14 protein-coding genes are annotated in these 21,353 nt (G+C 68.7%); 2 read left to right on the forward strand and 12 right to left on the reverse strand.

What is annotated here, in order from left to right; all coding sequences use genetic code 11:
- Positions 1-135: 135 nt before the first annotated feature.
- Both AB0H36_RS33970 and AB0H36_RS33975 read left to right on the forward strand, forming a co-directional pair.
- Positions 136-1,251, forward strand: coding sequence for a cytochrome P450 (locus AB0H36_RS33970; RefSeq protein ID WP_360533169.1), 1,116 nt, complete (start codon positions 136-138; stop codon positions 1,249-1,251).
- Complete coding sequence (locus AB0H36_RS33975) at positions 1,248-2,699, forward strand: AMP-binding protein (protein ID WP_360533172.1); 1,452 nt, start codon at positions 1,248-1,250, stop codon at positions 2,697-2,699. The genes AB0H36_RS33970 and AB0H36_RS33975 overlap by 4 nt, the downstream gene beginning before the upstream one ends.
- Here the strand turns inward: AB0H36_RS33975 and AB0H36_RS33980 are convergent.
- From AB0H36_RS33980 to AB0H36_RS34035, 12 genes are read right to left on the reverse strand one after another with little or no spacing between them, the layout of a single operon-like run.
- The gene (locus AB0H36_RS33980; protein ID WP_360533175.1) at positions 2,645-3,841 is read right to left on the reverse strand and encodes a cytochrome P450; all 1,197 of its coding nucleotides are present in this window, start codon (positions 3,839-3,841) and stop codon (positions 2,645-2,647) included. The genes AB0H36_RS33975 and AB0H36_RS33980 overlap by 55 nt on opposite strands.
- 2 nt (positions 3,842-3,843) lie before the next feature.
- Positions 3,844-4,287, reverse strand: a complete 444-nt coding sequence (locus AB0H36_RS33985) for a cupin domain-containing protein (protein WP_360533178.1) — start codon at positions 4,285-4,287, stop codon at positions 3,844-3,846.
- Positions 4,288-4,292: 5 nt separating this feature from the next.
- Positions 4,293-5,417, reverse strand: a complete 1,125-nt coding sequence (locus AB0H36_RS33990; RefSeq protein ID WP_360533181.1) for a hypothetical protein — start codon at positions 5,415-5,417, stop codon at positions 4,293-4,295.
- Complete coding sequence (locus tag AB0H36_RS33995; protein ID WP_360533184.1) at positions 5,414-7,015, reverse strand: carbamoyltransferase C-terminal domain-containing protein; 1,602 nt, start codon at positions 7,013-7,015, stop codon at positions 5,414-5,416. Before AB0H36_RS33995 ends, AB0H36_RS33990 begins: the two co-directional genes overlap by 4 nt.
- Positions 7,012-8,109, reverse strand: a complete 1,098-nt coding sequence (locus AB0H36_RS34000; protein ID WP_360533187.1) for a Gfo/Idh/MocA family oxidoreductase — start codon at positions 8,107-8,109, stop codon at positions 7,012-7,014. Before AB0H36_RS34000 ends, AB0H36_RS33995 begins: the two co-directional genes overlap by 4 nt.
- Positions 8,106-9,107 (reverse strand): hypothetical protein, encoded by a 1,002-nt coding sequence (locus tag AB0H36_RS34005; protein ID WP_360533190.1) that lies wholly within the window; start codon positions 9,105-9,107, stop codon positions 8,106-8,108. The genes AB0H36_RS34000 and AB0H36_RS34005 overlap by 4 nt, the downstream gene beginning before the upstream one ends.
- Complete coding sequence (locus AB0H36_RS34010; RefSeq protein ID WP_360533193.1) at positions 9,104-12,913, reverse strand: condensation domain-containing protein; 3,810 nt, start codon at positions 12,911-12,913, stop codon at positions 9,104-9,106. The genes AB0H36_RS34005 and AB0H36_RS34010 overlap by 4 nt, the downstream gene beginning before the upstream one ends.
- Positions 12,913-14,001: a class I SAM-dependent methyltransferase gene (locus AB0H36_RS34015; protein ID WP_360533196.1), complete on the reverse strand. Its 1,089-nt coding sequence runs from the start codon at positions 13,999-14,001 to the stop codon at positions 12,913-12,915. The genes AB0H36_RS34010 and AB0H36_RS34015 overlap by 1 nt, the downstream gene beginning before the upstream one ends.
- Positions 13,998-15,239 (reverse strand): acyl-CoA dehydrogenase family protein, encoded by a 1,242-nt coding sequence (locus AB0H36_RS34020; protein WP_360533199.1) that lies wholly within the window; start codon positions 15,237-15,239, stop codon positions 13,998-14,000. Before AB0H36_RS34020 ends, AB0H36_RS34015 begins: the two co-directional genes overlap by 4 nt.
- Positions 15,236-15,949, reverse strand: a complete 714-nt coding sequence (locus AB0H36_RS34025; protein ID WP_360533202.1) for a thioesterase domain-containing protein — start codon at positions 15,947-15,949, stop codon at positions 15,236-15,238. The genes AB0H36_RS34020 and AB0H36_RS34025 overlap by 4 nt, the downstream gene beginning before the upstream one ends.
- Positions 15,949-20,964, reverse strand: a complete 5,016-nt coding sequence (locus tag AB0H36_RS34030) for an amino acid adenylation domain-containing protein (RefSeq protein ID WP_360533205.1) — start codon at positions 20,962-20,964, stop codon at positions 15,949-15,951. The genes AB0H36_RS34025 and AB0H36_RS34030 overlap by 1 nt, the downstream gene beginning before the upstream one ends.
- Positions 20,961-21,260, reverse strand: a complete 300-nt coding sequence (locus tag AB0H36_RS34035) for an acyl carrier protein (RefSeq protein WP_360533208.1) — start codon at positions 21,258-21,260, stop codon at positions 20,961-20,963. The genes AB0H36_RS34030 and AB0H36_RS34035 overlap by 4 nt, the downstream gene beginning before the upstream one ends.
- Positions 21,261-21,353: the final 93 nt, after the last annotated feature.

The raw sequence follows: 21,353 nt of genomic DNA on the forward strand, positions 1-21,353 counted from the left end.
CAGACCTCCCGAACAGTGTTTCCCGGAAATGTACTGTTCGACAGCGATCGCGTCTCGCACCATCATGGAGCCGACAACGTGAAATCCCTTGGCACGGAACGCGATCGACGACATCCGTCCCGGAAAGGAAACGCGATGCCGACGCCTGCCATCACGCAGATCATCGTTCCGTCCGGAGCCTGCGCCTGGCACGTCACTGGCCATTCTCTGGCGCGCCGGCTGCTGGCCGACGAACGAATCGGAATGTCCCATCCCCAGCCCGCCAAAGCCTCCTGGTATTCACGCGACGACGTTTCCGGAAGACCACGCGGCGCTGCCGGTCAGGAATACGCCGACCACGCCGGCTGGCGTAGCGCGATGCTGCGCGTCTTCTCCACCACGCGATTCGTCGCCCGCCAGCCGGCGATCGAGGCTCAGGCGCAAGCTCTCTGCCGGCAGATCCACCGAATGGCCCCGCCGGTCGACTTCAACGCGGAGTTTTCCGTCCCGTACTGCTCGCGGGTCATCATGGAGTTGCTCGACGTCCCCGGCAGCATGATCGACGATGCGATGCGATGGACCGAGCAGGGTGCCACCGCAGACGACATCGGCCTGTCCCTGACGGGGATGCGCTCGCTGCTCGGCTACGCGACCGAGTTGGTCGAGCAACGGGGAACCGCTCCGCCACCGGACGTCATCGGGCAACTGGTCGCATTGAACGCAGCGCGCGAGCGGCCAGATCTCGGCGCGGTGATCAAGCTCGTGGCCGGCATGCTCGCGTTCGGCCGGGAGACACCCGCCTCCGCACTCAGCACAACGCTCGCTCTGTTGCTCGAAAACCCCACCGACTACGCCCGCGTACGAGACGACCCGCGGCTGCGGTCGAGCGCGATCGAGGAGGCGTTACGGATGTTCAGCCCACCGGCTGCGACACCGCACGGCCTGCTCCGGTACGCGCACACCGAGCTCGACGCCGATGGCACGGCGATCGCGGCCGGCGACATGATGCTCGTCGACATCGCCCGCGCGAACTTCGACGCCTCAGTCTTCGCGCGGCCCGATGTCTTCACTCCGGACCGGAACCCCAATCCGCACGTGACGTTCGGCTCCGGCTTCTATCTGTGCAACTTCGCCCGACTGGCCCGCATCGAGCTCGCCGCCGCGCTCGATGCTGTCCTGACCACCTTTCCGACCTTGCGGCTCGGCAAGCCGCTCGCTTACAACACGCGCCTGCGGACCCGCAGCGTGACCGAACTGGTCGTCTCCTGGTGATTGGACCAGGGGACGAGAACCAGATCGTCGTCTGGTCGCAAGGCCGACCTCCCCTGCGCCGCGGCGATCTCCGGCTGCGCGCAGCGCAACTGGCGCACCGGATCGGTGACCGCTCCGGTGAGCTGGTGTGGATCGCGACCGCCGATCCGCGTGCGACCCTGCTCGCGGTCACCGCCGCGATGGGTCGGTGCCGGCCGGCCGTCGTACCCGTGACCGTGCCGGCCGGAGGCCTACCTGCCCTGTGCTCCGGCGGGCTTCCTACTCTGGTCGTCCATGATTCCGCGTCGGTCGCGGCCGGCTGGGCCCGGTCCGCCGGCATCGCCACGCTGGACGTCGACGCGACGACTCCGGGACCAGACGTCGACCTCCGGGCCGGGAGCATCGGGCTGTGGACCTCAGGATCGACGGGGAGACCGCGGCTAGTAGAGCTGCAGCCGAGTCACATCGAAGCTGCCGTGACCGGCGTCATCGGCATCCTCGGTCTCAGCCCGCTGGACATCTCGCTGGGCATCGCGCCTCTGGACCATACGCTGGGCCTACTGACATCCGCGTTCGCGGCGCTGGCCGCAGGCGGCGGTGTCGTCCTGGCACCAGGCGGGTCGGTCAGTAGCCTTCGCCACCTCTGCGCACAGGCGCCGCCGACCTGGTGCGCTGCGGCCCCGACCGCGATGCGTCTGCTGCCGGCGATCGGCGACCTCCCCGCGCTGCGGTTCCTCCGCACAAGTGGCGCAGGCATGCCGCCGGACCTGGCCGAACGGCTCGAGAACCGCTACGGAGTCCCCGCAGTCAACGCCTACGCGATGACCGAAGCTCCCGGCGAGATCACATCGCAGCCTCTCGTCCGCGCCGCGTCCCGGCGGTCCGGATCGGTCGGCGTCCCGACGCTCAGCCGAGTGGAGATCCGACCTGCCGACGTGGCCGCCGGGCCGGATCCGGACATCGGTACCGTCTGGGTGTCCGGCTCGAACATCCTCACCGGGTCCGCCGACGGCAGGTTGAACACCGGAGATCTCGGATACCTGACGACGGACGGCGAGCTGGTTCTCACCGGTCGTCTGGACGATGTCGTCAACCGGGGCGGCGAGAAGATCTCACCGCACTGGGTGGAGACCGTCACCGCAGCTCATCCGGACGTCGCCGAGTGCGCGGCATTTCCGTTGCCGCAGGCAACGGGAGACACGCTGCTCGGGCTCGCGGTCGTACTCCGCGGACCCACCGACGAACGGACCGTCCGTCACTACCTCGCCGGCCGCCTGTCGCCTGCGGCCCTACCGCACCGGATCTACATCGTTCCTCAGCTTCCCCGATCGGCGCGCGGAAAGCTGACGCGCCGACTGCTCGCCGTACAGCTCGGACTCGTCGCCAGCACCCCGCCAGATCCACAGGCTCATCATCAGCCGCCCGGCCACAGCACCACCGGAACCCGCTCGAAGCCGCGGAAGACCTGACGCGCGGTCCGGACCGGATAGTTCGCCAGCTCGATCCGGTCGACTCGCTGCACGAGATGACCGAGCACCGCCATGGCCTCGAGCCGGCCGAGTTGCCCGCCCAGACACGCATGGAGTCCTCGGCCGAACGCCACGTGCGGATTCGGCCGGCGGGTCAGATCGAGTTCGTTCTGCCGGTCGAAGACGGTGCGGTCGCGGTTCGCGGCGGCCAGCAACAGGTGGACAACGCGCCCCGGACGGATGACCTGGCCGTCGAGCTCGATCCGCTCGACGGCCAGCCGGGACACGTGCTGGATCGGTGAGGTGTACCGCACGAGCTCGTCGATCGCAGTGCCGATCAGCTCCGGGCGAGTACGCAGCAGTGACCAGAGGTCCGGACGCACGGCCAACTCTCCCAACATCGAGCTGAGGAAGTGCACCGACGTGGTGAAGCCACTGATCAGCAGGAAGAGCAGGTTGTGGATCAGCTCCCGCCGCCCGGCTCCAGGAAGCCGGGCCAGCGCCGTGTCGGACTCGGTACGGAATTGGTAGCTGGGCGCCGCGGTGACCCGCTCGAGGTATTCAGTCAGCTGTACGATCGCCGCGTCCGTGGAAGCCTGCTCGGACTCAGCCAGCACCGTGGTGAACGCGTTCAGCGCGGTCATCCCCCACTCGGCGATCGGAGCCGACTCCGACCGAGGGATGCCGAACAGCAGACAGGAGATCTCGACCGGCACCCGCACGGCCAGGCGCTCGACCAGATCGATCTCGCCGTACCCGAAGGCCTCGTCGAGCAGTTCGTCGACCATCCGGCGACACTCCGCGGCGACGAGTTCCACATCGAGCCCGCGCAGGACTCCACCGAGCAGCCCGCGGAAGACCGCGTGGTCGGTGCCCTCCCGGTGCAGCACGATGTCGGCGATGAACTCGGACGTCGGTCCCGGCCCCACCCGCAGTTGCTGGAACTCCAGCGGCCAGTCACCGCGGAGGCCGCGATGTCGCAGGAGCGTGTCGACGGCTTCGTGCCCGGACGCGATCCACTGCAGCGAACCGTCCTTGACCAGCGGACCGGGCAACCGGGCGTAGAACTCGTACGGATCGGCGATGAAGCCGGCCGACATGGGCTGGAACAGAGCACCGATTGCCGTCAGCGGTGTCGACATGCTCAGCGGTCCCGGTAGTCGGTCCGGCGGCCGGCCGCGACGAACAGCGTGCTGCCGGCCTCATGCACGTCGCTCGTGTGCCACACGCCCCGGGGATTGACGAGCGCGTCGCCCGGCCCCATTCGGTGCGTGCGGAAACCGTCGCCGACCTCTTGCACGATGTCACAGGACCCGCTGAGAACGACCACCAGTTCATCGCCGTTGACGTGCCGCTCCCAGTGCCCCCACGACTCCACCATCGGCAGCATCCCGACCAGCCGACCCTCGTCGCGATCGCGCGCGAACCGCACCAGGTACCGGCGCACCGCGTCGGGCCGGAAACTGAACTCCGGAACAGGTATGACGGATGCGTCCAGCCCGAGGTGCGCGAAGGTGGTCGACAGGTCGAACGGCCCGGCGACATCATGCGCGCCTGCCGTCGGTCCGACCTCAGGTCCATCAGCCACGTCCATCATCCCCAATCAAGAAGACACTCGGTGCAGAGAAGGGCCAGACGCTCGGCGTCGCTGTCGGAGAACGCCTGCCGGTCCCATTGCTGCCACAACCCGAGGCGGCTCTTGCCGTCCTCGGCAAACCCGAAGTCCATCGGCCAGGCAGACGTATCAGTCTGCTCGTCCCAGACGTCGCCGGCCTCGTGCCGGTCGAGAACCGTGAAGAAGTGCCGGCCCGTCGGCAGGTAGTGACAGCGGATCGCCGGGAGGTTTGCCGGTTCGCTCACCTGGTGCCCAACCGTCCGGAGAGTCCGCAGTACGGCGGCCCGCGCCGCCGCGGCCGTCGATCGGAAGTCGCTTTCGACAGACAGCTCGATCGCTACGTCGGCACTGAAGTTGCCGAGCACCCCGGCAAGGTCGCGAGGCCGCCGGTCGATCGCGGTGGACAACGCGACATCCCTCGTGGCGAACTGGACGGCCACCTGATGGGCGGCCAGTGCGACGACAGCCATGAAGGGCGTCAGCTTCAGGGAGCGGCACAAGGCCCGGAAGCCGACGGTTGCGGCATCCGGCAGTACCCGTACGCGTTCGCCGTACCCGCTCTTCCCTGCTGCACAAACGGGGCGGACCGATCCGACCGAGCGGACGCCGACCGGCGTTGCCGCCGACGCGCTCTCGCCCGCTAGCTCGACATACTCGCTGAACCGGCCGACCACCGGAATCGACGGCGTCGCGAGCTGGTCCATCAGCGCGCGTCGCAGAAGCTGGCCCGAATGGGTGTCCAGCAACATCTCGCTCGCCACCACCCAGGCCTCGTCGCGTCGCTCGTCGTAGCCGAACCGCAGGAGGTCGCTGGTGCACAACCGATCACGGTCGGGCTCCGGAAGCTCGGCGGACGGTCCGATCGTCAGCAGATGCCGCTGATCGTCGTCCACCTCGCGCACCAACTGTGCGCCCACTGATCGGTAGGAGGTCCGAAGGATGTCATGTCCGGCGACCAGCCGGTCCACGGCTCCTTGGAGATCGACGGCTGTCGTCGTCGGCGGCACGCCGACCACCAGTTTCACAGCGCGTCTCGCGAACTCGTACGGACTGCGCCGGGCAAGCCTCCAGCCGCCAGCCTCCGCCACCGCCAGACCGGTCACAGCGAGACCACCCACCCGTCACCGGCCATCGCGTCCAATCCCATCTGGATCGCCGCGTCATGAGCGTCCTGAACGGTGTGGACGATCGGTTGACCGGCCGGGTTGTACGACGTGCAGGTCACACACGGCAACCCGGTCTGCACACCCACCGATGCCAACAGCTCGGCGTACGCGGTCCCGTCGTCGGGTACGACCTGTGGGCGGACCGAGTTGTCGACATGGGTCACACCGGCGAGCTGGCGGCGCCGGTCCGCGCGGACCCGCGCAGCGACCAGCATGTACGGCGAGGGCACGCCCTCGAAGCACTCGGACCAGCCGTCGCTGGTGACCGAGGGAGCGAGCGGCCGCCAGGACTCGCGGCCCTTCTTGACGTTGACCAGATCCCGGATCGCGGCCGGTCCGGGATCGGCTAGTACCGCTCGGGACCCAAGCGCCCGAGGCCCGAACTCGGCACGGCCCGCCACCCAGCCGATGAGCTGCCCGGCCTGCAGCCGCTTGGCCAAGGTCGGCGGATCCGCTGCCGAGACAATCGCGCCGTTCCCGTGGAGCTCGTCGACGATCGCGCCCGGAAGGAGTTCCGGTCCGAGCTGCGCGCCGAGCCGGTTACGGCACTCGGCCTGCCGGGCGCTGACGGCGACCGCGGCGCCGATGGCAACGCCGGCGTCATTCGCCGCCGGCGGCACCACCAGTGTGATCCCCAGATCTGCGCATCGACGCGCGACCTCGCCGTTCATCGTGCAATTCAGCGCGGTGCCGCCGGACAGAACCAGCACGCCGGCCGGATCGGCGATCTCGTCCAGATAGGACAGCACCCGGTGCTCGAGCATCTGCTGCGCAGCCTGGGCGAAGTCCGCACGTTCGTTGAACGAAGCATCGCGGTTCAGCAGCCGGTAGCCCCGCCCGAGCTCGGCACGTAGATGCCCGCTCAGTTCGGAGCGCGAGCCCAAAGTGGGCAGTGGCCCGTCGAACCGTACGTCGGGCGGCGGTTCGAGGGTCCGCAGGCCCGCCCGGCCGTACGCCGCCAGACCCATGGTCTTGCCTTCCTCCCCCGGCCCGAAGCCGAGCAGCCGGGTGGCGACTTCGTACGCCAGTCCGAGCGACGACCGGTACGACAGGTGCCAGACCCGCCGGAGGTCACCGTCCTGGAGCCTGAACAGCGCCCCGGATGTCGACTCGCCGGCGCCGTCGAGGACCAGCCCGTCGATGCTCGCCCGGCTGAGATCGTCCGGAATGAAGGGGATCGAGCTCCAGAAATGCGCGACGTGGTGCTCTACGAATTCGATCCGCGCCTCCGGCCGGAGCTCAAGGCCCGCGGTGGCGAGCCCGGCCCGAATCGCCTCTCGCTCAGCCTCGTTGCCGGTCGGCAGGCCGAGGGCATCCGGCCACCATCCGTTGGCCACGACGTCTATATCGGCGGCCGTGATCCCTGCGATGGCCAGCACCTCGGCCACTGCGCCGAGTGGGCGCCGCCCCGGCGCGTGCCGGGCCCGGACGATGCGTTCTTCCTCGACCGCGGCCACCAGCGATCCGTCAATCACCAGAGCGGCGGCAGCGTCGTGGTCGGCACCCGACCATCCGTTGACTCCCAGCGTGATCATCCGTGTCCCCTGTCCTTCGGCGTAGCCAGTGCCGCACTGAGCAGTTCAGTTGCCGCCAGCGACTTCGGCGCGACCTCCACCGTCAGCTCCGGCGGGCCGAGCTGTTCCACCACTTGATCGACCAGCCTCGCGATCCCCAGCCACCGCTGGGCGACGCGAGCCGACGCCACCCGATCGGTCCGGCGCGCGAGGGCTCCCTCGATCCCTGCCAGCACAGCCGTCGGCCACTGGTCGCCGATCTGCCGGCGACGGCTCGGCGGACTCTGGCCGGTCAGATCGAGCCAGGCCGGCACCTCCAGCTCCGGGTCTGGCACGGAACCGATCGTGACCGCATTCCGATAGCCCTGCGGTCGATGAAGGCGCGGCGTCCACAGCAATGGGCCTTGCGGAGATACCACGGTCAGGACGCCGCTCGGATACTGCACCGTCACGGCCAGCTCGACCCGCGGGCCGTTGTCGGGCGCCAGCGGCTGGTAGGTGTTCTGGACCTGCAGAGTCACCGGCAGCTCGCCGAGCCGCGCTTCGATCCACCGCTGACCGGCCTCGCCCGATGTTCGCAGTACCGTCAACGGTCGAAGGGCTCCGGCAACCTTCGCGGCCGAGTCCAGCGCGGCCGTCAGCATCAGTCGGCTCGTCGTCAGCTCCAGATGTTCGGGTCCGTCCAGAGCGCGCAGAGCTGTCGTCGCTGCTAGAAAGCGTCGCATGACGGGTAGCTCGCCGTAGTGACACTGCAGCGCATAGGTCGCACCCGACCGAGCGGCTAAGCGCAACAGCCCGGCGATGTCGTCGGCGCGGACAGGATGCTCGTGCAGCACCGCTATTCCTCGGGTCAGCAGCCGCTCGGCCAACCTCCGGCCGTCCCACTGCTCTCCCACCACCACACAGACCAGATCGGTGTCCTCCGGAACACACATCGCGTCGGTCCAGCACGGTACGTCGTAGCGCCGGGCGCAGGCGACAGTTCGTTCGCTTCCCCGACCCAGCAGGCCGGCGAGCCGGAGCCTGCCGCCGGCTCTGGCGACAGCCTCCAAGTACGTCCGGCCGAAGTCCGACCCGGCGACAACCACCTTCGGCGCCGCCGATACGCCGGTCACAGCGTTCCTTCGTGCCAGTCCGACAAGCTGCCGGACCAACGCTGCGCGACTGGGACGCCCGATCGTCGAGCGACGAGCGCCAGATCCTCGACGCCGAACGCATCGCCCGCCCAGCCTCCGCTCCACTCCGACGGTTGGCTCAGGGTGCGTTCGGCGAACCAGCAGGCAGCACCGGCGGTGAGGACGTAGGTACTGATCCCGCCCAGCACGCCCGCAATCTCGAACCGACCGGCACTGGTCCGGCCGCTGACCTGGCAGGCCACGAACTGTGGCGACTCGCGACCTCCTAGATACGCGCTGACCCGACTCACCAACTGCTGTGCCGTGGGTCGCGGGCCATCCTCGTGCGCGATGACAGGGCTGTCCGGCTCATGGCAGTGGAACCAGCTGAGTTCGGCCGGCTGGGTTCGCGCGGCATAGGCCGCGAGCGCGGGTGACAGATCCGGGAGTCCGAGCATCGGCCCTGGTGTTCCCGGAATGCCGGCGAGCCACAGCGGCACCGCTGGCACTTCACGTCCGGATTCCCATCGCCGGGAGCGCGGACCCGAGTCGAGCAACTCCTGCGCAGCACCGACCGTGAGCGGCTCACGGGTAACGACGTACCCGGCGATCCTGGTGCCGGAAGCGCCGGCGGGCGTCAACCACGCGGGCATCATCTCGGCGAGCCCGGGAATCATCCCAGCCCCGAGCACCAGCGGAAGCCGGGCATGCCCGAAAGTGCCGACCAGCTCCCGCGGCGCCGGCAGGCCACCGACGTCGACCAGTCCCACCCCGGCCCGGACCGCCAGCTCGGCAAGCTCGATCCGGGGTCGCGGTGTGAGCGACGCGCAGTTAAGGAGCAACGAGCTACCGGCCACTGCCGATGCCAGATCGTCGGCCCTCCGGACCGGCCGCACCGGAACGTCTGCCGCCAGTAGCCGATGCCTGACCAAGGCACCGACCCGGCCGTCCGCGCCGACCAGGACGATCGGGCGGGCCGGCGGCCAGGCCGCCGTCACCCGTACCCCAGGAGTTCGCCGATCAGCGCTGCAGTCCAGTCGGCAGGAGCATCGTCGGGCCGCACGTGAACCCGCAGCTCACCCAGAACGGTGTCGTCGATCATCTCCATGTCCGCGCGGCTCGACCCATCGGTCACGAGGACGTCGACGTCACCGGCGTACGGCAACAGCATCCCGCCGCTCGGTCCGGGAGCAGGGTGCATGTGGTCGAGGACGAGGACCAACCGCTCCACCGAGCCCCCTTGTTCGCTCACCTCACGAGCGATCTCCTGCGTCAGCCAAACGTCCGACCCGGCACCAGCCAGGACGATAGCAAGGTGTCCGTCATCGAGAATCCGCGCCACCGCAGCGCCCACGCGGGCGTCGAGCAGCGCCTCCGGCTCAGCCGGTCCGGACCGATCGAGGGTCATGGTGGCGACACCGCTGCGGCGCGCCGCCGCGGCAAGTTCGGGCGCCGCCCGGCCGTCAGCTTGGACCAGGTAGCCGCGAACGCTCATGTCGAGATCGTCGACCGCGACGCCGATCTGGTCGGTCGCCCCTGTCTCGCGGGTAGTAGTAACCGACGCTGCAACAAGTTCGGCAAGCTCGGTGATCGACGCGTTCTCCAGCATCGGCCGAAGCAGGCCGTCGAACCCGATCCGGCCGAACTCCGCAGGGTGCTCGTCGTTCAGGGCGGCAACGATCTGAGCCGCCAGCAACGAGTCGCCGCCGGCCTCGTAGAATCGCTGACCACGACCCAGCGACTCCAGCCGCAGCAGCTGTTTCCACACCTCGGCGAGCCGTTCCTCGATAGGTCCTTGTGGCGGCTCGTCGGCTGTCGGCAGGACGGTGGCCTGCGCGGCGACCGTCCGCAACCCCGCCGCTGTGGCCAATCGCCGCGCTGGATCGTGAACATCGTCGAGTACGACGACTTTAAGGCCGGCCCACTGCCCCGGGAACTCGGCAGCGAGGGCCGCCGCCACACCGGCCGGATCGATTCTGGCCCGGTCCGACTTGAACCGGGCGGCGAACACCTGCATGCCGATCCGTTCGGTGACCGGATCCGCCACGGGGACGCAGCCGACGTCATCGGCACCGGTCGCGGCGAGCACCGTCAGCCATTGATCGGTGCTCAGGAAGAGCTGGTCGTTACCCGCACGCCCGTCGGTGAAGTGCTGCGAGGTCTCGTCGAAGAGGAACTCCATCGAGGTCATGATCTGGTAGCTGTCCCGGGTCGCCTCGATCATCAGGAGCCAGCCGCCCGGACGCAGGAGCTCGCGGAGCCTGCCGAGTGCGACGTCGACACTCTCGGCATAGTGCAGGACGTTCGCACAGATGATCACGTCGTAGGTGTTCGGCCGGTACCCGGCAGCGACTGGGTCCGTGTTCAGGTCGAACAGGCCGAAGCGCAACCGCGGGTCGTCGGCGAAGGTTCGCCGGGCATTGTTGAGGAAGAACTGCGACACATCGGTGAACGTGTACTCCAGCTCGATACCGGCGAGCTCTCGCACCACGCCGACCGTGGTTCCGCCGACGCCGGCCCCCACCTCGAGAACCTTGGGCACCGCGCCGCTCTGACCGGTACACAACCGGCGGGCGATGTGCGACAGCAGCTGGTTGAGGTACCGGCTGGTAAACATCGCCCCGTACGCGACTTCGTGGATCTCCGTCCGGGCTTGCGGGAACAACAGCTCCAACGGATTACGGCTGCCGTCGAGCAACTCCGGAAGCACGGCAGCGGTCGCGCGGAAGAACTCGATCAGCTCCGACCGGTTCTCGACAGCCGGGGTAGCAGCCTCGACCGCGGCCCACCCCGCGTCGCACTCGGCTGGCGACACGGCCCGCAGGCAACGGAATCCCGTCGCGGTGCGGTTCACCAGATCGTTCCCCACAAGGGCGCCCAGCCACCGCCGGACCAACCGGTGATGCGCCGGGGACACCCTGGCCGTGGACAGAATCTCCTCCAGCGTGTGCTGTGTGCCAGGATCGACGAACAGACCGCGCTCCGATAAGCACCGCATCATCTGCAGGAGGGCAGCCCGGTCCAGCGCGTCCGCGAAGCGGATCATTGCTTCGTCGTCGGCCGTCGCGCGGAGCGAGCGAGCCGAGTCGATCGCTTCGGCGGACAACTCGATTGCCGTCGGCTCGTCGACTCTGTCCGTGCCCGCAGCACACGCCGTGGCCTCCGCGAGCAGCGCAGCGACCGGACGGTCGGAGCCGGTCTCCGAATCCTCCAGCAGCACAGCGTCAGCCACCCCGGGCAGACCCCGAAGGTAGTTCTCGACCAGAGACCGGCGGAGCCTGTCAACGGACATCGACGCCGGCGGACTGATCCATTCATGGTCTCCGACGGCCCCCGGCCTGGCCAGGGACCGAATGTGCTGCGCGAACCGGTCGTGCATCCGTTCCAGCGCCTCGGCCGCCACTGCATCCACACGGTGATCCCAGTTGATTACCAGGCCGTCAGCGGTCTCCATCACCTGGCAGTCCAGCCAGACCTGTGGTGTCTGACTGATGCCGCCCCCCAACCGCAGGTACGTCATCCTCGCCGGCGCTGCGCCGGACCCTACGCTCGACGTGAACACCACCGGAAACATCGGGTTCGATCCGGAGTCGCGCTGCCGCAACTCACGGAGCAGTTCGACGCCCTCGAAGTTGCCGTGCCCGAGACCCTCCAGCAACCGGTTCTGCAAATGGGCCGCCCAACTGGCGAACGGAGCGTTACCCGGATCATCGACCGCCAGCAGCATGTTCCGGGTGAAGTCACCCACGACCCGAGTCATCTCGGCATCCAGATGCGAGCGATCCAGAACGGTCACGTTGAGCGCAAAGTCCGGGCTGCTCGCCGCCTCCCGGATGGCGTCGGCGTAACAGGTGAGCAGGACGGCGTTCAGTGTCAATCCGTGCCGGCCGGCCCGGTCCGCGAGCCGGTTGCGCTCTGAGGCCGTCAGGGACAGACCGAGCCGGGCGAAGCGTTTCGGTGCCGACGAGGCCGGGTGCGTCGGCAGGGCTGGTGCCGGAGGCAACTTTTCCGCCGCGGCGAGCCAATACTCCCGGTCCCTGGTGTACGCCGCTGACCGGCGGGTTGCCGCGACCTGCCGCACGTAGTCGGCGAACAGGGCGTCCGGACCGTCCGGACTCAGCGTTCCCGGTCTGAGGTACTCCGCTTCCAGCTCGGCGAGAATGATCTGCAGGCTGACGAAATCCGCCACCAGGAAGTCGATCGACAGGTGCGCGACATCGTCGCCAGGTGTTCGGGTCAGGTGCAGGCCGAACAGCGGCCACTCACCAGGTTGGTAGGTACGGTGGCTCAGCTCGTCGCGGACTCGGCTGAGCTCATGTTCGGCCTCGGCCGGCGTGCCAGTTCGCAGGTCGGCGACAGCAAGCACGAACGGCGGCCGATCGGGCAGCAGCTGCTGAGTACCGTGGGGATCGATCAGTGTGCGCAGCATGGGATGGCGGCCGATGACGACGCGGAAAGCTTGTTCCAGCCTGTCGGGCAGGATGTCCGGCGCGCTCAGCTCGCCGTAACCGTGGCACCCCACTCCGCCGAACGGCAACTGGTCGCCACGGCCGACGAGATAGGCGGACTGCATCGTGGTCAGCGCGAACGGCGCCGCCGGATCAGTACGGACGACCGGCCCGCTTGGCGCCTCGAGCACCTGCAGAAGCTCGGCCTTGTACTTCGCCAACTCGCCCAGCAGGCCCGGATCGAGCGCACCGCGAGGCGCCCGATAGCGCAACTGCCCGTCGTGCGCCCAGAGTGCGATGCCCTTCTCCTGGCACGCATCCAGCAGTGCCTGCGCCGGTGCATCCGACATCGTCATCAGCTTTCCTCCAGCAGGTACATCCGATGGTTCAGGTGCCGGCGCGACCCGTCCGGCGGCTGAGGCAGCTCGATGGTTCGCGACCTGGTGAAGCCGGCGGCTCTGGCCAGACGCCGCACGGTGGTGGGCCGGAGCACCGCTCCGGTCGGCTCGACTGCCCCGTCGGCCGCCCGCGCAAGTGGTAGGCAATGCAGGAGACTGCAGCAGTAGAGGAACCGTTCGTTGTCGTCGCCGTTCGGCCCGAAGACCTCGGCGGCGCGCGGTTCCAAGACGACGACCGCGCCGCCGGCGCTGACCAGCCGGCGGGCCGACGAGAGCACCGCCAGCGGATCAGGGGCCTCGTGCAACATGTCCAGGATGCAAACGAGATCGGCCGCTGGGAATTCGGCCTCGGTGATATCGGCGTGAACGAACCGGACTCGTCGCCCGACCTCACTGCCAGCTCGCTGAATGGCTGCCCGAGCCAAAGCTGGTCCATCGACGTCGACTCCGAGGACACTCGCGCCAGGCAGTCCTCGTGCCATTGCGAAGCTCGACTCGCCGGTACCACAACCGATGTCGACCACGCTCCCCACGTCCGCTACGGAGCGGCCGGTGGCCGCCAGCGCCGTGAGCAACCAGGGCAGGAAGTCGCGACGGAACAACGACGTGTTGAGCTCGCCGCCATGGAAATCGCCAAGCAGTTGCGCGTCCAGTCCGGTTCCGGAGCGGTACGCGCGCGCCAGCGCGGCCCGCAACCTGAACATGCCCTGCAGCGGCCGGACACACGCAGCGACTGCGTAGCTACTGCTGCCTGGCTCGAGAAGCACGTTGGCGTGACCGGGCGGGAGCCCGAACCCGCCGGTCAACGGATCGACCTCCACCACGCCGGCGACCGCCTGCTGTTCCAGCCATTCCCGCGCATAACGGCTGTCGATTCCCGCTGCGTCGGCCACTTCGCCGGACGTCCGCCGGACACCGTCGAGCAGTGGATACAGGTTCAGATCGAGGCCGACACCGATGAGCAACAGTTCGGCGGACCACAGCGCCTGCCGCTGAAGGCGACTGCCCAGAGCGGTCGCCGCCGACTCCGCGGCGCGCGCAATCATGGCGCGTCCTGTTCGTCGGACAGGCCCAGCCGCCAAGTCCCGAGCAACCGAGGCCCGTCGAGGAACGAGTACGGCCGGAGCATGCCGCCGGCCCGGACATCGCGGTATAGCGTCGCCAGCGGGTGGTCGGCCACGTAGCCGGCGCCGCCGACGCAGGTCAGCGCGCGATCGACTACACCGACGGCCAGTTGCCTGACTCCGAGGGAGGCAGAGCAAAGCGCTGCCTGGAGGTCGTCCGACGACCAACGGCCCGTGGTCGGCCCGGTGTCGACCAGACCGGTTGCCTGCGCGATGGCGGACCGCATCAGGAACAGGTCCACCTCGTTCCGGCCGAGCAACTCGACCGCCGACGACGCGCGCCGCCGGGCATGCTCGATGGCCAGCTGCTGCGCGCGCTCGGCGATCCCCAGGAAGACTGCCGCCGCCACAACCGTCCCGGTCGCTGAGAGCGAGCCCACGTGTGCCGGTGTCTCGCCCCAGGTTCCGAGCGGTACGACGAGACGTCGCTCGAGATCACAGTCGGCGAACCGCACCGTCCCGCTGCCGGAAGCCGCCATTCCCAGGCCGCGCCAGTCGTCGACCACCTGAACCCCCGGGGTCCCCCGGGGGACGAGGGCGATGCCGACGTCGTCGGTGCCGTGGAGCCCGGAGATCCGGGTCAGTACGACGAAGAGGTCGGCGGCAGGCGAGTTCGTACAGAACGACTTGGTCCCCGTGACCCGCATCCGTCCGCCGGACTCAATGGCGGTCGTTCGCGGCTCGGCCAGGGGGCGGCCGAGCTCCGAGATCGCCAGGCAGGCCACCATCCGACCACGAGCGGCGCCGCGCAGCAGGACACGTCCAGCAGGGTCGGAAAATAGCTGATCACGGAGGGCCAACCCGCTGCCCGCGGTGAGAGACCACATGACAGCCAGATGCATCGACAATCCCAACGCCGTCGACGGATCAGCACCGGCCACCGTGGAAACAACCACGCAGAGGTCATGAACGGACTGGCATCCAGGACCGCCGAACTCTCCAGGCACCGTCGCTCCGAGGAGGCCGGACCGGCGGAGCTTCGCCCAGCGCTGCTGAGGGAAGGATCGCTCGTGGTCCGGGTCGACGGCGACGCGCGCAAGGTCGTCCGCCAGTGCCCGCGCGGTCTGGGCGAGGGCGGCACCGACCGGTGTCACCGCCCACATCCCGCCCCGCATACCCGAGAGATCCCTCGCCGGCATGGCGGAAGCCGGGGTCGTCATGGCGCGCTCCGGCGCAGCAGTCCCAGGCACAGGTCGACCAAATCGCTGCGCGCTGTCTCGAGATAGAAGTGGTCGCCTTCGAAAACCCGCAACTCGAAAGCCGCCGCGGTGAGACCGATCCAGCCCGCCATGTCAGCCACCGACACAGTCGGGTCCGCGTCGCCGGCGCAAGCTACGAGCGGCATCTCCAGCAGCCGCGATCCAGGGCCGGCGGAGGCGGCCAGCCGGTAGTCGCTGCGCAGGACAGGGACTGCGAGCTCACGAAACTCCCCCGAGGAAACCAGGATCGGCGGCGTTCCGCCCAGCGCGACGACCTCGGTCCAGATCTCGCGATCCCCCAGCCTGCCACCGCGACGAAGGTGCGGGGCCTGTGGAATGCCGCAAGCCGACACGACGATAGCCTCCGGCGGCCGGGCGGCCACCAGGGCGACCCGGTAGGCCACCAGCGCGCCGAGACTGTGGCCGAAGTACACCTGCCGCCCGCCCAGTTGGTCGAGCTCTACAGCCAGTTCCCGGGCCAGCACCTCGATGTCCTCGCGAAGCGGCTCGTCGACCCGGTACGAACGCCCCGGATACGTCGCGGCAACCATGCCGGCATCGACGGGCAGCAGGTCCGCCCAGTCGCGGAAGTAGCTGCCGGACGCGCCCGCATGAGGGAACATGACCAGATAGGCGGGGTGCACCGGACTCGAGGTGAACGACGCCGGCATCAGACTGCCCCGGAGACCATGTCCGCCTCGGCCTGACGACCGCCGACCAGGACCGCGAGCCGATCCGCGGTGCGGCACCGCACGACCTCGCCCAGCCCGATCTCGACGCCGATCCGCCCATGGATTGCGGCCGCCGTACGCGCGGCGACCAGCGAATCGCCACCGATGTCGAAGAAATCGTCGGCGGCTGTCACCGGCTGTCCGAGCATTCGGCTCCACAGTTCCAGCACGAGCGTTCGGGTCTCGTCGTTCGCCACGCTGTGCGGGTGGTCGCCGGCAATCACGACCGATGCTTCCTCCCCCGGTACGTCGTGATAGGCCGTACCAGGCGTCAGCGGAACAGTTGCCGGCGGCCCCGGATCGCGCCCCGCAGCGAGGGCGTGCAGCTGATCCAGCATCGACTCGACCAGACCGTCGACATACTCGGGCGACAGCAACTGCTCCACAAAGTCGAACGAGATCAGCAGGCCGTCGCCGGACTCGAGGACCTGACAGTCGAGGACCGTCTGCGGTGTCTGCGAGACTCCCGAGGAGTACGTCCCGAACGACTGTCGCAGCGGTTCGCGCCGGCGCGGCAGGCCGACGGCACTGGTGAACACGACCGCCGGTCCGAGCGCCTGATCGCGCAACGCGAGCTCGGCCATCACCGCGAGGCCCGACATCGTGCGATGATCCAGGGCATCGGCAAGTCCCGCGGTCACGCTGGTCACGTCACGCGCGAAGTTGTTGCCGACGGCATCGAACGACAGCAGCAGGAGTTCGGTCCGGTCACCAACCGCCTCCCGGTCGCCGGGCTGCGACCCCAAGCTGTCGAAGGTGGTCACCACGATGGTCCCGGCGGGGGCTTCGCTGTTCACGAGGACGCAACGGCCGAAGGCGGTCAGCAGGACTCCGGTCGCGGAGCTCCCCAGCCGTGCCGCCGCGTCCTGGACCTGGCGCCACTCGGCCGGTCCCATCTGGGCCGATCGGCGCGCGAACCGCGGTCGGTCCACGGCCGCAGGCGACATCGTCGTCGGCAGCACCGGAGCCGGCGGAATCCCGAGAAGCCGGGACTCCCAGAAGGCCCGATCACCCGGCCGTACCCGGGCCGGAATGGCGATCGGTCGCGGGTGCTCGCCCACATCGGTTGATGACCCGGAGTAGATGTCGCCCAGGTCGTTCATCACCGTCATCGCGCTGACGGCGTCGAAGTACAGATGATCCAGGACCAGACCGACCCGATCGCCGCCCGCGTCCCGACACACGGCGACATCCAGCGGACGGCGTCGTTCGCCGGACCGAAGCTGTCGGGCCGCATCCTGCCAATGCCGGAAGCCGTCAGGATCGGTCACCAACACCGGCGCCGGATCCGGGTCACGATCCGGTGGACTAATCCGGAACCCCGTCTCGGTGATATCGGCGCGGAGCACAGGATGCCGGCGCACGACTGCGGCCACCGCACGTCCGAGCTGGTCCGCATCGACCCGCCGGATGCTGCTGAACTCCCAGCAGGACAAGGCGGGAATGCCACCAAGCCGGCTTCCGGACCGTTCGCCGGACAGATACGCCCGCTGGACCTGGGTGAGCGGAATCTCGGCATCGGGCCGTAGCTCCGGGTGTGCCGGGAACGCGGGCCTCGGTCCGAGGCTGAGGGATGCGGCGAAGTCCGCCATCGTGGCCGACTCGACCAGCCGACGAAGCCTGCCGCCGGTCAGGCCCCGTCGTTCGAGCAGGTCGAGCAGCCGGAGTGCACTCAGTGAGTCGCCGCCCAGCCGGAAGAAGTTCTCGTCCATCGCACCGCGCTGCCCAGAGACCTCGTGCCAGGCAGCCTTGACCAGAGCCAGCACCGGGTCGTCCGGCCCGCCGGTACTGCTCGGAGCACCGCGCAGCACCGCCGTTCCCAGGCGCACCAGCGCCGCCCGGTCGACCTTGTCGTTCGCTGTCCGCGGGAGCTCGTCGAGGACGACCATCCGCCGCGGCGCCATGTAGGCCGGCAGCTGGTCGCCCACCGTTGTGAGCAAACCAGCCGGATCGGGGGCGACATCTGTCCCGGTCACGAACACGACGATGCTCTGCTTGCGCTGCCCGGCAACGACAGCGGCAGCCTGAATGACTCCCTCGCACCGACGGCAGGCCGCCTCGATCTCGCCGAGCTCGATCCGGAAGCCGCCGACCTTTACCTGGTCGTCCCGTCGACCGAGAAACTCAAGCAACCCGCCGGTCCGGTACCGTCCGAAGTCGCCGGTACGGTACCAGCGGTCCGGCCCGTCGGTGGCGAACTTGCGGGCCGTCAGATCCGAGTCAGCCAGGTAGCCGTCGGCAAGGCTGTCACCACCGATCAGGAGCTCCCCGGCGACCCAGTCGGGGCAGTCGGTGCCATCCGGACCGACGACCCGGAACGCCTGATTCCGCAACGGAGCGCCGTACGGTACTGACATCCACCCGGACAGGTCGCTCGCGGTGGCGTCGAAGTAGTTGGACCAGATCCCCGCCTCCGTGGCGCCGCCCATCCCGATGATCCGGACACCGGACCCGCGGATCCGGTCCGGCAGCTCGGTCGCGATCCAGTCCCCGGACAGCAGGACGAGCCGCAACGACGGCCAGACCACGTCCTGCCCTGCCGTCAGCACCATGTCGAACAACGCCGGCACCGAATTCCAGACGGTGACCTCGTGGCGGACGCACAACGTGCGGAGCTCGGCCGGCTCCAGCTGCACAGATTCCTCCGGCAACACCAGCACGCCACCGGCCCCGAGCGTCGCGAAGATGTCGTACACGGACAAGTCGAAGTCGAGCTGTGAGAAGCCCAGCACCCGATCGCGCTGGTCCAGGCCGAACCGGCGGCGGACGTCGTCCAATGTGTTCATCACCGCGCGATGCGACATCACCACGCCTTTGGGCGGGCCGGTGGATCCAGAGGTGAAGATCACGTAGGCAGGCGCCCCGGCGTCGACCGCGCCGAGCTCGACGGACGCACCCGGCCGGTTGAGGAGCTCCGGTAGAGACAGTGGCACTACGGCCGCAGGCCAACCCGCTGCGCACCCGCCGCGGTCGGCGCTGACTGGCACGATCGCGATCCGCGCACCGGAAGCCCGCAGCATCTCGTCGCGACGCTGCACGGGCTGCCCAGGCGAGATCGGCACGTACGCCGAACCCGACAGCGCCACCCCCAGGACCGCGACAACCTGGTCGATACCCTTCGGCAAGCACACGGCCACCGGATGGGCGGGCGCCTCCGCCAGGCTGCCAGCAAGCCGAAGGGATCTCGCCCGGAGCTCGCCATAGCTGATCTGCTCCGAGCCGCACACAACTGCGATTGCCTCGGGGCGGACCGACGCCTGCCGGAGGAAGTCGGCGAACAGCGGACGGTCGGCCCGGGGTACCGCGGACCGCCTCTCGAGCCTGGCGGCCATCTGTTCGGCGGGAACCGCCACAGAGACCGCGCGTGCATCATCGGCCAATCCCTGGAGAGCGGTCACGAACGCTTCGAACATCGCGTCGAACACCTGGTCGGCGATGGCCCCACTGGCGGTATCCCAGTTGACCGTGAATCCGCCCTGGTCGTCGAGCACCTGGCAGTCCAGGAGCACCTGCGGAATCTGCGAGCTCGTCCAGACAGGATCACCGAGCGCGCCACGAACCTGCGGGCTGTACAGCTCGCCCATCCCGAGCATGCTAGTGAAGACGACAGGCGCGGTCACTGCCTGCCCCTCCCGCCTGCTGAGCATCCGCAGCTGCTGAGGCCCGGAGACACCGCGATGGCACAAGGCCGACAACATCCCGCCGTGCAGAGCACGGCAACGATCAGCGAAGTCGCCCAGGGCCAGGTCCACCGCCACCAGCGCGAAATCCGTGAAGTCCCCCACGGTGCCGGCACACTTGTCGCGGACGTCGCTGCGCAGCGAGACCGGGATGTTCAGGCTGAACTGCTGCACGCCGCTCCAGCGGGCCACGATCTCCGCGTACACGGTGGCCACCACCGCCGAAACTGTGGTCCGCTGCGCTGCCGCGAACTGCTCGAGCAGCTCGCGCCGGCGCGGTTCGATCCACACCTGGCGCCGGATCGGATCGGCGCCGGCCGGGGAGTCGGATGCACCGGACAGCAATGATGGTGGCAGCGGGAGCTTCTCGACGGTCTCCGACCAGAAGCGCCGGTCCATCTCTGTTGGTTGCCTTCGGCACCAGTCCGCAGCCTGCCGGAACGATGGCGGAACGGCGCCAAGACCAGCGCCGGGCTCGCGCACCAGCAGGCTCAGCTCGCCGAGGAGGGTGCTGAAGCTCTCCCCATCCGCGATCAGCATGTCGATCACTAGATGAACCCTGAGCCGATTCGCGGGCAGGAGGCTGACCGCGAGCGCGATCATCTCCCCCGCGCGGACATCCAGGACCCGGCGGGCCCAGTCCGCGCGGCGCTGCCGCAACGTGACGGCAAGCTGCTGCTGCGCGAGATCCCGTTCGTCGAAGACGTCGATCGTGGGCGCCCAGCCGGCCGATGACCCGATCTCCAGCCGGTCCGGTGGAACGACCCGCGCCCGGAGCAGTGCATGCCGTTCTCCCAGTCGGTGCACCGCAGCCCGCAACCGCTCCACGAATTGCGTTCCGTCGACGCAAGCCGCGCTTTCCGGTGCCTGGTCGAATTCGACATAGTATTGCGCAGCTTTTCCGCCGAGCGACAACTCCGGATCACGACCGAGCCAGTACGCCGTTTGCATTGGAGTGAACGGAATCAGGGTCTCGTCGGCGCCCTCGGCCGACGCGTTCACAGCTAGTCCGGACGGATTTTCTCCGGACTGGACCGCGGACGTGTGGTCGATCAGGCGGCACCACTCTCCGAAAGTACCGGCCGAGGACAGTTCGGCAAAGTCCGTCGCGTAACCGGCGGCCTGGAGGCGGGCGACCAGGATCATCTGCCGGAGCGAGTCGAGGCCGAGATCCCAGACCGACGAGTCCGGCTCCGCGGCCTCCGGGGGACGGCCGCTGACCTCCGCGACCAGCTCGCGCAGGACGTCGGCCACGGGCCGGTCCAGCGCGCTCATGCGTTGCCAGGCAGGGCCGGGCCGACGTTGGCGGCGGCCTCGCTCCTGGTCCGCAACTCACCCTCGACGTGGTCACAGATGTCGCCGACGGTGCTGATCGCGCGCGCCGTCGGCTCGTCGATCGGCTGCAGGTCGAACTCGTCCTCGAGGGTGAAGGCCAACTCCGTCAGCGCCAGCGACGAATACTCGAGATCGTCGACCAACCGCAACTCGTCCCGGAGGTCTTCGACCTGTCGCGGCGCAAGTTCGGCGACAATCGCACGAATCGCGTCGCGACCATTGCTGGACGAAAGCATGGCTGTTCCTTTCGACGTCCTGAACAGGCCTTTCCGATGGTTCTGAATTGCCAAGAAACCTGGCGTACGATTTCGCGGACCGAACCCCATCCC

It is taken from the genome of Kribbella sp. NPDC050820 (assembly GCF_040653975.1).
Classification (GTDB): domain Bacteria; phylum Actinomycetota; class Actinomycetes; order Propionibacteriales; family Kribbellaceae; genus Kribbella.